13 protein-coding genes are annotated in these 13,470 nt (G+C 60.9%); 9 read left to right on the plus strand and 4 right to left on the minus strand.

From position 1 onward, the window contains the following. Positions 1-36 precede the first annotated feature (36 nt). The 5 genes from QRN48_RS19735 to pdxJ all read left to right on the plus strand — a co-directional run bounded on the left by QRN48_RS19735 (position 37) and on the right by pdxJ (position 3,748). A complete protein-coding gene (locus QRN48_RS19735) occupies positions 37-414 on the plus strand; it encodes a DUF4845 domain-containing protein (protein ID WP_191943046.1) in 378 nt (125 codons plus the stop codon). After that, a complete protein-coding gene (gene rnc / locus QRN48_RS19740) occupies positions 411-1,100 on the plus strand; it encodes a ribonuclease III (RefSeq protein ID WP_037014347.1) in 690 nt (229 codons plus the stop codon). Before QRN48_RS19735 ends, rnc begins: the two co-directional genes overlap by 4 nt. Then, positions 1,093-1,995: a GTPase Era gene (gene era, locus QRN48_RS19745; protein WP_037014344.1), complete on the plus strand. Its 903-nt coding sequence runs from the start codon at positions 1,093-1,095 to the stop codon at positions 1,993-1,995. The genes rnc and era overlap by 8 nt, the downstream gene beginning before the upstream one ends. Positions 1,996-2,207: 212 nt before the next feature. Continuing rightward, the gene (gene recO / locus QRN48_RS19750) at positions 2,208-2,897 is read left to right on the plus strand and encodes a DNA repair protein RecO (protein WP_037014341.1); all 690 of its coding nucleotides are present in this window, start codon (positions 2,208-2,210) and stop codon (positions 2,895-2,897) included. 104 nt (positions 2,898-3,001) lie between these two features. Continuing rightward, entirely contained in the window at positions 3,002-3,748 is a 747-nt protein-coding gene (gene pdxJ, locus QRN48_RS19755) for a pyridoxine 5'-phosphate synthase (RefSeq protein ID WP_285352601.1), read from the plus strand. A 122-nt stretch (positions 3,749-3,870) separates the two neighbouring features. On the opposite strand, the gene cmoB is transcribed toward pdxJ, so the two are convergent. The 4 genes from cmoB to lon form a co-directional block, all read right to left on the minus strand. Next, complete coding sequence (gene cmoB, locus QRN48_RS19760) at positions 3,871-4,833, minus strand: tRNA 5-methoxyuridine(34)/uridine 5-oxyacetic acid(34) synthase CmoB (RefSeq protein ID WP_285352603.1); 963 nt, start codon at positions 4,831-4,833, stop codon at positions 3,871-3,873. Continuing rightward, positions 4,830-5,573, minus strand: coding sequence for a carboxy-S-adenosyl-L-methionine synthase CmoA (cmoA, locus tag QRN48_RS19765; protein WP_285352605.1), 744 nt, complete (start codon positions 5,571-5,573; stop codon positions 4,830-4,832). Before cmoA ends, cmoB begins: the two co-directional genes overlap by 4 nt. A 91-nt stretch (positions 5,574-5,664) precedes the next feature. Continuing rightward, a complete protein-coding gene (locus tag QRN48_RS19770; protein WP_037014330.1) occupies positions 5,665-6,057 on the minus strand; it encodes a protease inhibitor I42 family protein in 393 nt (130 codons plus the stop codon). Positions 6,058-6,353: 296 nt separating this feature from the next. Next, positions 6,354-8,771, minus strand: coding sequence for an endopeptidase La (gene lon, locus QRN48_RS19775; RefSeq protein WP_037014328.1), 2,418 nt, complete (start codon positions 8,769-8,771; stop codon positions 6,354-6,356). Positions 8,772-9,029: 258 nt separating this feature from the next. On the opposite strand from lon, the gene QRN48_RS19780 reads away from it, so the two are divergent. Genes QRN48_RS19780 through QRN48_RS19795 form a run of 4 tightly spaced genes read left to right on the plus strand, consistent with a single transcriptional unit; the run spans position 9,030 to position 13,402 of the window. Next, positions 9,030-9,701 carry a methylamine utilization protein gene (locus tag QRN48_RS19780; RefSeq protein ID WP_191943051.1) on the plus strand — a complete coding sequence of 224 codons (672 nt, stop codon included), beginning with the start codon at positions 9,030-9,032 and terminating at the stop codon, positions 9,699-9,701. Further along, positions 9,698-12,049 (plus strand): bifunctional diguanylate cyclase/phosphodiesterase, encoded by a 2,352-nt coding sequence (locus QRN48_RS19785; protein ID WP_285352609.1) that lies wholly within the window; start codon positions 9,698-9,700, stop codon positions 12,047-12,049. Before QRN48_RS19780 ends, QRN48_RS19785 begins: the two co-directional genes overlap by 4 nt. Before the next feature lie 16 nt (positions 12,050-12,065). Beyond that, a complete protein-coding gene (locus QRN48_RS19790; RefSeq protein WP_191943053.1) occupies positions 12,066-12,971 on the plus strand; it encodes a DUF3034 family protein in 906 nt (301 codons plus the stop codon). Next, complete coding sequence (locus tag QRN48_RS19795) at positions 12,971-13,402, plus strand: group I truncated hemoglobin (RefSeq protein WP_285352612.1); 432 nt, start codon at positions 12,971-12,973, stop codon at positions 13,400-13,402. Before QRN48_RS19790 ends, QRN48_RS19795 begins: the two co-directional genes overlap by 1 nt. Positions 13,403-13,470: the final 68 nt, after the last annotated feature.

The raw sequence follows: 13,470 nt of genomic DNA on the forward strand, positions 1-13,470 counted from the left end.
GCAGGTGACGGGGAAGGGCTACTCTTGAAGGCAATCATGACGTCTGCCGATCATCAAAAAGGCCTGTCCTTCATTGGCTGGCTGGTACTGCTGGCCATTCTGGGCTTTGCTGCGAGTGCGGCCGCCAAGATCGTGCCGCATTACATGGACTACATGACGATGAAGAAAATCATCGAGAGCGCCGGCACTGACCGCACCGCAGACGTCAGCAGCAGCGGGGAGCTTTACGCATACGTGGCCAAAGGCATGCAGGTTAATAACATTCGGGATTTGGATTTGAACAAGGCGTTAACTGTGACGACGGAGAACAACAGGTTCCTCGCCCATCTGAAATACGAAAAACGTGAGCCGCTGATCCAGAACCTGGATCTGGTGGTCAAGTTCGACCACGAATTCAGCGTGGGTAAACCGTGAGCGTTTCGTTGAGTCGCCTGGAGCGTCAGCTCGGCTACACCTTCAAAGACCAGGAGTTGATGATCCTGGCATTGACCCACCGCAGTTTTGCCGGCCGCAACAATGAGCGCCTGGAATTCCTCGGTGACGCCATCCTCAATTTCGTCGCTGGCGAGGCGCTGTTCGAGCGTTTTCCGCAGGCCCGCGAAGGTCAGTTGTCCCGCTTGCGTGCGCGCCTGGTGAAGGGTGAAACCCTGGCGCTGCTGGCCCGCGGCTTCGATCTGGGCGAATACCTGCGCCTGGGCTCGGGTGAGCTGAAGAGCGGCGGTTTTCGCCGCGAATCGATCCTCGCCGATGCGCTTGAAGCGCTGATCGGTGCGATCTATCTGGATGCCGGCATGGACATGGCCAGGGATCGCGTGCTCGCCTGGCTGGCCAGCGAGTTCGAAACCCTGACCTTGGTCGACACCAACAAAGACCCGAAGACACGGCTGCAGGAATTTCTGCAGTCACGCGCCTGCGATCTGCCGCGCTATGAAGTGGTGGATATCCAGGGCGAGCCGCATTGCCGAATTTTCTTCGTCGAATGCGAGATCTCTTTATTGAATGAAAAAAGCCGGGGACAAGGCGTTAGCCGTCGCATTGCCGAACAGGTAGCAGCGGCCGCAGCCCTTATCGCCCTGGGTGTGGAGAACGGCAATGACTGATTCACCTGCAACACGCTGTGGCTATGTCGCCATTGTTGGCCGGCCAAACGTGGGCAAGTCGACGCTGCTTAACCACATCCTTGGCCAGAAGCTGGCGATCACCTCGCGCAAGCCGCAGACGACCCGGCACAACATGCTGGGCATCAAGACCGAAGGCAACGTGCAGGCGGTTTACGTCGACACGCCCGGCATGCACAAGAACAGCGACAAAGCGCTTAACCGCTACATGAACAAAACGGCGTCGGCAGCATTGAAAGACGTCGACGTGGTGATCTTCGTGGTCGATCGGACCAAGTGGACCGAAGAAGACCAGATGGTCCTTGAACGCGTTCAATACGTGACCGGGCCCTTGATCGTTGCGCTGAACAAGACGGACCGCATCGAAGACAAAGGCACGCTGATGCCGCATCTGTCCTGGCTCCAGGAGCAGCTACCCAACGCGCAGATCATCCCGATTTCGGCGCAGCAGGGGCACAACCTTGAGGCGCTGGAGAAGGTCATCGCCGATCACCTTCCCGAGAACGAGCACTTTTTCCCGGAGGACCAGATCACCGACCGCAGCAGCCGTTTCCTGGCGGCGGAGCTGGTGCGCGAGAAGATCATGCGTCAGCTCGGTGCCGAGCTGCCGTATCAGATTACGGTCGAGATCGAGCAGTTCAAGCAGCAGGGCAAGACCTTGCACATCCACGCGCTGATTCTGGTCGAGCGTGACGGGCAGAAGAAAATCATCATTGGCGACAAGGGCGAGCGGATCAAGCGCATCGGTTCAGACGCGCGCCGCGACATGGAGGTGCTCTTCGACTCCAAAGTCATGCTCAATCTGTGGGTCAAGGTCAAAGGCGGCTGGTCCGATGACGAGCGTGCGTTGCGCTCCCTGGGCTACGGCGACTTGTAACACTGCGGCATGGCCGTTCTGGGGGAGATGCCCTGCCGGCCAGATCCCGCGCTATTGTGCGGCACATGCACCCCTGTGGGAGTGAGCTTGCTTGCGAAGACGCCATTGCAACGCTGGAGATCCAGCAACTGCGCCCGGGTCTTCATGGGCAGGCTCGCTCCCACAGTCGCTTCTGATTGCTTGTTCAGCTGCGTTCCTCGATTGAGATAGCAATGTCACAGACCCCTCCCGTCGGCCAGCTCGCGTATGTCCTGCACAGCCGCGCTTACCGCGAAAACAGTGCGCTGGTGGATTTCATCACCCCACAGGGTCGATTGCGTGCGGTGCTGCGCAGCGCGCGGGGCAAGGCGGGGACAATGGCCCGGCCGTTCGTGCCGCTGGAAGTCGAGTTTCGCGGCCGCGGAGAGCTCAAGAACGTAGGGCGGATGGAAAGCGCGGGCATCGCTGCGTGGCTTGAAGGCGAGGCGCTGTTCAGCGGCCTTTATCTCAATGAACTCCTGATTCGCCTGTTGCCCGCCGAAGATCCGCATCCTGGCGTGTTCGAGCATTACGCAGCGACCCTCATCGCCCTGGCCGAAGGGCGTGCGCTGGAGCCGTTGCTGCGGTCATTCGAGTGGCGGCTTCTGGATGACCTGGGTTACGGCTTCGCCCTCGACGCCGACATCAATGGGGACCCTCTGGTCAGCGACGGCATGTACCGTCTGCAAGTGGACGCAGGTCTCGAGCGGGTGTATCTGTTCCAGCCGGGATTGTTTCAAGGCGTCGAGCTGCAGGCCATGTCGGAAGCGGACTGGAGTTCGCCGGGTGCGTTGTCGGCGGCCAAACGGCTGATGCGTCAGGCGCTGGCTGTGCATTTGGGCGGGCGCCCTCTGGTCAGCCGCGAATTGTTCCGCAAACTCTAGCGGCGACGCTAGCGTCCCGCCCCGCAAACCTAGAAAATCCTCGTCTGCCGGCGCAAACAGCGTTAATGGTCAGCCCAGTTCAGTTCCACTATCAGGAGAACCCCGTGACCCACAGCACCCGAATTCTGCTTGGCGTGAACATCGACCACGTTGCTACCCTCCGTCAGGCGCGAGGTACGCGTTATCCCGATCCGGTCAAGGCTGCACTGGACGCCGAAGAGGCAGGCGCCGACGGCATCACCGTGCACCTGCGCGAAGACCGCCGTCATATTCAGGAGCGCGACGTCCTTCTGCTCAACGACGTGCTGCAAACTCGCATGAATTTCGAGATGGGCGTCACCGAAGAGATGATGGCTTTCGCCGAGCGCATTCGTCCTGCGCATATCTGTCTGGTGCCGGAGACCCGCCAGGAGTTGACCACCGAGGGCGGGCTGGATGTAGCCGGCCAGGAAGCGCGCATCATGGCCGCCGTCGAGCGGCTTTCTGCCATTGGCAGCGAAGTGTCGTTGTTCATCGATGCGGACGAGCGCCAGATCGCGGCGTCGGCGCGTGTCGGCGCGCCAGCCATCGAACTGCACACCGGCCGTTATGCCGATGCAGTCACACCGCAGGCCGTCGCTGAAGAACTCAAGCGCATCGCCGACGGTGTTGCCTTCGGCGTGGCGCAGGGACTTATTGTCAATGCCGGCCACGGTCTTCACTACCATAACGTTGAAGCCGTGGCGGCGATCAAGGGCATCAACGAGTTGAACATCGGGCACGCACTGGTGGCACATGCGCTGTTTGTTGGCTTCAAAGGGGCGGTGTCTGAGATGAAAGCGCTGATTCTGGCGGCGGCAGCCAAGGGCTGAGGCGGGCCTGGAGAAGCGCGCCTGCCCGCAGCTGCATTTCGTCAGTGGATAAAACCTGACCTGATCCACCGCAATCGCGGTCAAGCGCGCTCCTACATTTAATCTCGTGGCAACTACCGCGGTTACGGCTTGCGCCCGACGATCACCGCGCGTCTCGGCGCAGGCAAGCCTTCCACGGTTTTGCTGTGGTCCGCCGGATCAAGGAAGTCACTCAGCGACTGGAAGCGCATCCACTCGGTGCCGCGTTGTTCTTCAACGGTCGTCGTGCTGACATCAACGCAACGCACGTCAACGAAGCCTGCGCGGCGCAGCCACAGTTCCAGCGCCGGTACAGAAGGCAGGAACCAGACGTTGCGCATCTGCGAGTAGCGGTCTTCAGGCACCAGCACCTGATTTGCATCGCCTTCCACCACCATGGTTTCCAGCACCAATTCCCCGCCTTTGACCAGGCAGTCTTTCAGCGCAAGCAGGTGATCGATCGGTGATTTTCGGTGGTAGAGCACGCCCATCGAAAACACCGTGTCGAACCCTTCAAGCCGCGCAGGCAAGTCTTCCAGTGTGAACGGCAAGTGCCACGCCGGCAGGCCCGGCAGGTAGCGCTGCATGGCCTGAAACTGGCAAAAGAACAGCCAGTTGGGGTCCACGCCTATGACGCTGTCGGCGCCGGCCCCCAGCATTCGCCATTGGTAATAGCCATTGCCGCAGCCGACGTCCAGAACGCGCTTGCCTTTCAGATCAAGGTGGGGCGAGACCCGCGACCATTTCCAGTCTGAGCGCCACTCGGTGTCGACATGAACGCCGAACACCTCGAACGGACCTTTGCGCCACGGCGACAGGCCCATGAGGGCGGCGCGGGTCTGCGTCCGAGTGACCTCATCACAGTCGTCGGCTTCAAGCACGAAATCGTCCTTGAGCTCGACGCGGCTGGGTTTCAGGTCCGGCAGGGCATTCAGCGCACCTTGCCAGCGCTCCAGGTCGCCGTGACCCTTTTCCATTTTCGCATCGAGTTGCGCCTGCAGCCCTTGGGCCCAGGCATACAGGGGAGTGCCCGCCAAACGGCGGACGAGAGGGGCGAGATCGATCATGGCAAGGCAATCAATGAGGCAAAGTTAAGGCACTGGAACCAGGGAATGACTTTAGTGAAGCCGGCGGCCAGCAGACGCTCGCGGTGTTGCTCAAGGCTGTCGGGCTTCATCACGTTTTCGATGGCGCTGCGCTTTTGCGCAATTTCCAGTTCGCTGTAGCCGTTCGCGCGTTTGAAGGCAACGTGCAGGTCAGCAAGCAGCGCGTGCTCCTGGTCGTCATCAAAGCGCAGCTTCTCCGACAGGATCAACGCGCCCCCTGGCAGCAATGACCGGTGAATTCGGGTCAGCAACGCGAGGCGTTGCTCGGGAGCGATGAATTGCAGGGTGAAGTTCAGCGCGACGACGGAGGCCGGCTGAAACTCAAGGCCCAGGATGTCCCCCTCAATGACCTCCACCGGCAACAATTCCTGATACATCGAATCTTGCGCGTTGAGGTATTCCCGGCAGCGCTCGACCATGGCCGATGAGTTGTCGATGGCAATCACCCGGCAGCCTTCGGTGCGCACATGCCGGCGCAGCGCCTGGGTGACCGCGCCCAGAGAGCTGCCCAGGTCATACAGCACGCTGTTGGGCTGCGCAAACTGCGCCGCGAGCACGCCAAGGTTTTCAACGATGGTCGGGTAGCCGGGCACCGAGCGCTTGATCATGTCCGGGAATACCCGCACCACGTCTTCGTTGAAGGCGAAGTCGGGCACCTGCGGCAGCGGCTGGGCGAATAGACGATCGGGTTCTGGGCTCACGGCAATTCCGGGGGACAGGCGAAAAGTGCGGCATTTTAGCCAATTGTCCCGCCTTGCCGAAACCTCATCTTGTCGTCAACGTCAATCCAGCCTATTTCACCGTGATGACGCAGTCGAAGGTACGCTCAGGACGCACCTCAGGTGCCCACGGCTGCTGGTACGTCATCATGAGATGCCCCTCGCCTGGATTGGCCGCACGGTAACGCCACACCGACTGACCGCCTTCGCCCACCAGCCCGACCTCTCTGGAGGCATTGAACACTTCAGGCCCAAGGCTGTTGAGTATGGATGGAGCGGGATTCTGCATCAGCCAGCGATACCCGGTCGTAGGATTGCTGGGCAGCATGAGTATCAACGTCTGGCCGGTTTGCAGGGTGAGCGGGCAGTCTGTCTGGTTGTCCAGGGACACGATGTGTTTCGGCGTCTGCGCGCAGGCAGCGAGGAAGCAAAGGCTGAGGGGGACGAGCAGGCGGGCAGGGGTCATAAAGGCTCCGGTCGTAGGCAACGTGAGGGGAGCATAACCGAAGATGTTGAAACCCGGCAGACACTTGGGGTGGGTGGATACCAGGCTAACCGGCGACCATGTCGAATTCCGGGCTCGCGTCTGGACCGAATTGCAGGCGCGCGCTTGCCCGCGAAGACGTCGTCACGTCCGACGAACAGGCGCCGAATGAGCCGGCCTCTTCGCGGGCAATCGCGCTCCTACAGCTTTTGCACCACCCTGGCGTTGCATTGGCCGGTATTGCAGCTGCGCGGGCGTGCAGCTGCGGGTGAAGCGCTTTAGAACAATATCTTCGCGACGTCGGCAAAGCGTTTGGCGAAATGCGCGGTGATGCCTTCCTTGAGGTAATCGGGCAACTCCTCGAAGTTGCCGCGGTTGGCTTCAGGCAGGATCAGCTCGTAAATCTTCTGCCGGCGGGCAGCGATGACTTTTTCCCGCACGCCGCCGATAGGCAGGACATGCCCGGTCAGCGTCAGTTCGCCGGTCATGGCCACGCCCTTTTTCGGCGCCTGGTTGCGCGCCAGCGACAGCAATGCGCTGGCCATGGTCACGCCTGCGCTTGGGCCGTCTTTCGGCGTCGCGCCTTCGGGAACGTGCAGGTGCACGAATGCTTCGTCGAAGAAGGTTTTGTCGCCGCCGAACTTGGACAGGTTGGAGCTGACGTAGCTGTAGGCGATTTCCGCGGATTCCTTCATCACGTCACCCAGCTGCCCGGTGAGTTTGAAGCCACGATTGAGCGTGTGTATGCGCGTCGCCTCGATCGGCAGTGTCGCGCCGCCCATGCTGGTCCAGGCCAGCCCGGTGATGACGCCAGTACCCGACAGCACTTGCTCGTTGCGGAAAACGGCCATGCCCAGCGAAGCTTCCAGCTCTTTCGGGCCGATCTTGACCACGGTGTCCGGGTTGTCCAGCAAGTTGACCACAGCCTTGCGCACAATTTTGCCCAGCTGTTTCTCCAGCTGTCGCACACCGGCTTCGCGGGCATACCCCTCAATGACCGCGCGCAGTGCGCTGTCGCTGATGGTCAGGCTGGTTTTCGAGACACCCGCCTTGGCCAACTGCTTGGGCCACAGATGGCGCTTGGCAATGGCCAGCTTTTCTTCGGTGATGTAACCCGACAGACGAATCACTTCCATACGGTCCAGCAACGGGCCGGGGATCGAGTCCAGCGTGTTCGCGGTGCAGATGAACAGCACCTTCGACAGGTCCAGGCGCAGATCAAGGTAGTGGTCGAGGAATTCGACGTTCTGTTCCGGGTCCAGCGTCTCAAGCAACGCGGAAGCCGGGTCGCCCTGGAAGCTCTGGCCCATCTTGTCGATCTCGTCGAGCATGATGACCGGGTTCATCACTTCCATGTCCTTCAACGCCTGCACCAGTTTGCCCGGCTGAGCGCCGATGTAGGTGCGGCGATGGCCCTTGATCTCGGCCTCGTCACGCATGCCGCCGACGCTGAAACGGTAGAACGGCCGTCCGAGGGATTCGGCGATCGACTTGCCCACGCTGGTTTTACCCACGCCTGGCGGGCCGACCAGCAGCACGATGGACCCGGAGATTTCGCCCTTGTAGGCGCCGACGGCGAGGAACTCGAGAATGCGGCTCTTGATGTCGTCGAGACCCGCGTGATGCTGATCGAGGACTTTGCGCGCGTGCTTCAAATCGAGCTTGTCTTCGCCGTACACGCCCCAGGGTACCGAGCTTGCCCAGTCCAGATAGTTGCGGGTGACCGCGTATTCCGGCGAGCCGGTTTCCAGCACAGAGAGCTTGTTGATCTCTTCGTCGATGCGCTTGCGGGCCTGTGGCGGCAAGGTCTTGCCTACCAGGCGCTCCTCGAACTGTTCGATGTCGGCGCTGCGATCGTCCTTGGTCAGGCCCAGCTCTTGCTGGATGACCTTGAGCTGTTCCTTGAGGAAGAACTCGCGCTGATGCTCACCGATCTTGCGGTTCACCTCGGCGGAAATCTCTTTCTGCAGGCGCGCAACTTCCACTTCCTTGCGCAGCATCGGCAGGACTTTTTCCATGCGCTTGAGCACGGGCACGCAATCAAGCACCTGCTGCAACTCGACGCCGGTGGCGGAGGTCAGGGCGGCGGCAAAGTCGGTCAGCGGCGACGGATCGTTTGGGCTGAAGCGGTTGAGGTAGTTCTTCAGCTCCTCGCTGTACAGCGGGTTGAGCGGCAGCAGCTCCTTGATCGCGTTGATCAGCGCCATGCCGTAGGCCTTGACCTCGTCGGTCGGCTCATTGGGCTGGTGCGGGTATTCGACCTCCACCAGAAACGGCGGACGGTGGTGCTTGAGCCAGGTCTTGATACGCACGCGGCTCAGCCCCTGGGCAACGAACTGCAGCTTGCCGTTTTCACGGCTGGCGTGGTGCACCTTGACCAGCGTGCCGTATTCCGGCAACGCCTTGGTATCGAAATGACGCGGATCGTCAGGCGGGGTGTCCATGAAAAACAGGGCCAGCGAGTGATGATCAGACTTGCTCACCAGCTCCAGGGTCTCGGCCCACGGCTCTTCATTGACGATCACCGGCAGCACTTGCGCGGGGAAGAAAGGGCGGTTGTGAATCGGGATGATGTAGACCTGATCGGGCAGGTTCTGGCCGGGCAGGGCGAGGCTCTTTCTGTCCGAACCGAACACTTCGTGCTCGTGATCGTCGTCCGGATGCGGCTGGTTGTCGTCGGATTGCTGGTCGCTCATGGGGCACCTGCATAAATGGAGATGAGCCTTAGATGGGGCGAATGGACTCAGGTTTCAATAGCAACGGTCGATAGCAATGACTGAAGGGTGGATATCAAACCCTGTGGAGCGCACTGCCGGGTCGGAGATCTGGTGGGGTAATGGCCGTGTGCTTCCACAGAATGCTCGTCTGAAATCGCAGACTGCCGATCCAGGCGCTACGCTGAAAATCATTGCCTAAGCTGGCTCTGCCGGCCACGCCGTTCTGGAACACCCGTTATGCGCCGACTTGCTGTTTCATTGTTGCTGATTGTGACCGCTCTGCAGGGCACCTTTGCCAGTGCGGCAACCTTGACGGCCGAGTTTGTCGATGCCCAGGGTAAACCACTTGCCGACGCAGTACTGACCCTGCGTGGCGGTGCCCAACCGGCTGCCGGCGAGCTGAAGGCCGACATGGACCAACGCAATCAGCAGTTTGCACCGCGTGTGCTGGCGGTACGCAGCGGTACCCAGATCCGCTTCCCCAACAGCGACCAAATTCGCCATCAAGTGTATTCATTCTCGACACCCAAGCGCTTCGAGCTGCGGCTTTATGGCGGCACGCCTTCGGACCCTGTGCTGTTCGACAAGCCAGGCGTGGTGGTGCTCGGCTGCAATGTCCATGACTGGATGCTCGGCTATGTGTACGTCACCGATGATGGCTGGTTCGGGGTCAGCGATGCCAAGGGCACGCTGACCCTCGACCAAGTGCCGGCCGGTCATTACGCGGTCACCCTTTGGCACCCGCAAGCGCCGGACATGCAGCCCGTTTCCGGCGGGGATATCGATATCCCGGCTGGAGGGCTTAAGCAGCGTTTCAGCATAGCCGTGCAGCCCAATGCTGACGTCGCACCTGCCGCGCCACCGTCCAGCGCGTTTGGCGATGCGTTTCATAAAGCAGCCCACGAATGAAGGTGCGCCTCAGCTTCCAGGCGCGGATTGCCAGCGTGTTGATCATGCTGCTGTTGATCGTGGTCTTCGCCGTGTTTCTGGCGGTCAAGGCTGCGACTCAGGATGCCGTGCGCAAACAGGCGCAGGCTCAGCTGGAAGTGGGCACCCGGGTATTTGAAGGCTTGCTGGAAATGCGCGGCAAGCGGCTGCGCGATGCCGTGCAATTGCTGTCGACCGATTTTGGCTTTCGCTACGCGGTGGCCTCGGCGGATTCAGCCACCATTCGCTCGGTGCTGCTTAACCACGGCGCCAGAATCAACGCCAGCGACATGTTTTTGCTGGGCATGGACGGCACGGTAATGGCCAGCACTGTGGCGCAGATTCCCGAGGGTTCTCCCTTCCCCTACATCCAGGCATTGCGCGATCTCAAGGGCAAGAATCAATCGATGCTGATTGTGCCGTTGCAAGGCCAGCCGCATTTGCTGGTGGAAAGCACCGTGATGGCACCGCTGCCGATTGCCCGTGTGGTGATGGGGTTCAGCATGGACGGCGATCTGGCACAGGAGCTGCGTTCTTTAAGCGGTTTGCAGGTGTCTTTTCTGTCGATCGTGCACCAGCAGCCCGGGCAAATGATCAGCACCCAGCCCGACCCGCTGTTCGACAGCCTGCGCAGCGTGATGATGAATCCGCCCGGCGACGAAGCGCAGATGACCGAGCATCAGAACCAGAGCTTCTTGAGCAAGACGCTGCGGCTGGGCAGTGTCAGCGACAGCGATGGCGAAGTTGTAGCCCTGTTGCAAAGCCCGCTTGACCAGGCCATGCAAGCCTTTGCGCCGCTGGACAAGACGCTGTTCTGGATCACCGTCGTGGCCTTGGCCGGTTCGCTGCTCGGCACGTTGTTGCTGGCGCGCAGCCTGTCGCGGCCAGTAAGTGCCCTCGCCAACGCCGCCCGACGTATCGGCGAAGGGGATTACACCACCCCGGTGGTGATGGAGCGCAGCGACGAACTGGGCTTGCTCGCCGGCGCGATCAACCTGATGCAAAGCGGCATCGCCGAGCGCGAGGTGCAGCTGGCGCACAACGCCTTGCACGACCCGCTGACTGGTCTGCCCAATCGCGCGCTGGTCATGGAACGCCTGGGCAGTGCGGTGAGTTCTCAGCGGCCGGTCGCTCTGCTCTATCTGGGAATTGACAACTTTCGTGGCATCAGCAGCAGTATCGGCCTGGAAGGCGTCGAGCAGTTGCTGCGCCTGATCAGCGAGCAACTCAAATTACCGCTGCGCCCCGGGGACACGGTGGCGCGGTTGTCCGATAACGAATTTTTGCTGCTGGTGCACAACGCTGAAACCGACAGTGCCGTCGCGGTGGCTGACCGATTGCAGCGATTGCTGGTCAAGCCCCAGCGCATTGGCGAGCAAGACATCGCGATGGATGCCTGCATTGGCATCGCCGCTTACCCGGCCGATGGCGACTCGGCCGCTGAACTGCTCAGGCGAGCGTCCATTGCGCGTCAGGATGCGTCGCAGCTGCCGGGTCGTCTGCAGGTCTACGTAGAAGGCCGGGACGTCGCCCATCAGCGACAGATCAGCCTGATCCGCGACTTGCGCCAAGCGCCGCGCAATGGCGAACTGGCTCTGCATTACCAACCCAAGCTGGATATCCGCAACGGCCGGGTGACTCAGGCCGAAGCGTTGTTGCGCTGGCAGCACCCGCAGTTCGGTTCTGTCTCGCCGGCGGAATTCATCGTGCTCGCAGAGCGTACCGGCAGCATTCAATTGCTTACCAATTGGGTCATCGAGGAAGCGCTGCGCCAGCTGGCTGAATGGGCCCGGCGTGGCTTGGTGTTGCAGCTGTCGGTCAACATCTCGGCCGACGATCTGGTTGACAGCAATCTGGCTGACCGCGTCTCGGCGCTGCTCAAGCTGCACCGTGTCCCGGCGGAACAACTGATTTTTGAAATTACCGAGAGCGCGATCATGCGCGAGCCCGAGCAATCGCTGAAGGTTTTGAACCGGTTGCGCGAATTCGGCATCAGCCTGTCGGTGGATGATTTCGGGACCGGTTATTCCTCGCTGGCGCACCTCAAGCGGCTGCCGGTACAGGAACTGAAAATCGACCAGTCATTTGTGCGCGATCTGGATGAAACCAGTGAAGACGCCGTCATTGTGCGTTCGACCATCGAGATGAGCCACAACCTGGGCCTGAAGGTGGTGGCCGAAGGCGTCGAGTACGAACACAGCCTGCGCTTGCTGGAGCACTGGCAGTGCGACACCGCACAGGGCTATCTGATCAGCCGACCGCTGAATGCGGTCGCCTTCGAAGCGTGGATCGCACGCTCACAGCTTCCACCTCGCATGACGATGCACTGATGCTCATGGAGTCACGATGGTTCACGGACTAAAGGCGCGTCGCCTCTCGGCGTATTTGAATCCTTTGTTGTTGGCCAGCCTGGTCGGGGGCGGCGCAACGCTGACGGCACCCGCAGCCGACGCCGATCAAGGCCGTCTGATAGCCACCGGCGGTGCCAGCAGCATTGAAGGCGGCGCGGGCGGCGGGATCATTCCGTGGGCCGTACTGGCCGGGTATGGCGAGCAGGGCGAATGGGGCGGCAGCGCGTTCGCCACCCACGTCGATTTGCCGGATTACACGCTGGACGTCGTCGGTGCTGCCGCGTCGTATGGCAATCGCATAGAGATTTCCTACGCTCACCAGCGCTTTGACTTGGGCTCTCTGGTGAGCAAGCTGAGCCTTCCCGAAGACAATCTCACCCAGGACATCTTTGGCGTGAAGGTGCGTCTGTTCGGCGACCTCATCTACGATCAGCTGCCGCAGGTGTCGGCTGGGCTGGAATACAAGCACCAGAATGACTTTCTCATCCCCAGTCTGGTAGGCGCCAAGCGCGATTCGGACGTCGAGGGTTACCTGACTGCAAGCCGTTTGTTTATGGGCGCAGCCTTCGGCTATAACGTGGTGGTCAACGCCGGTCTGCGTTACAGCCGCGCCAACGAAACCGGCTTGATGGGCTTCGGTGGCGACGGGCGTGACACCCGCAGCGTGCTGAAAGAAGGCGGCGCCGCCATCTTGTTCAATCCCCATTGGGCCGTGGGCATGGACTACCGCGAGAAGCCCGACAATCTATCGTTCGCCGGGGAAAGCGACTGGGCGGATTTCTTTGTCGGCTGGTTCCCCAACAAACACGTCTCGGTGGTGCTGGCGTACGCGAAGCTCGGCGAAATCGCCACGCTGGACAACCAGAACGGCACGTACCTTTCGCTGCAGGGGAGCTTCTGATGGGGCGGTCGTTGTGGCTCATCCTCGCGTTCAGTCTCTCGTTACTGGCCGGCTGTGCCCAACAGCCACCCAAGGATGACAGCATTTATCAGGACCTCGGTCAGCGTGCGGGCATCCAGAAAATCGTCGAAGGCATGCTGCTCCGTGTGGCAAAAGATGACCGTATCTACAAGTACTTCGCCAAGGTCGACATCGTCCGGGTGCGCGACAAGCTGGTGGAGAAGTTTTGCGCTGATGCGGGCGGGCCTTGCACGTACACCGGCGACAGCCTGGCTGAGGCGCACAAAGGCATGCACCTGAGCCGCAGTGATTTCAATGCGCTGGTCGAAAACCTGATCGATTCGATGAATGAGCAGCACATTCCCGTCACGACGCAAAATCGCTTTATCGCCCGGCTGGCCCCACAGCGCGGTGAGGTGATCGAGAAGTAGCCATTCGCTGCACGGGTCCTGAATGGATTTGGCAGTCATAAAAAAAGGCGGTCATCTTTCGATGACCG

The sequence above is a fragment of the Pseudomonas sp. ME-P-057 genome, assembly GCF_030208975.1.
In the GTDB taxonomy this organism is placed as follows: Bacteria; Pseudomonadota; Gammaproteobacteria; order Pseudomonadales; family Pseudomonadaceae; genus Aquipseudomonas; species Aquipseudomonas lutea.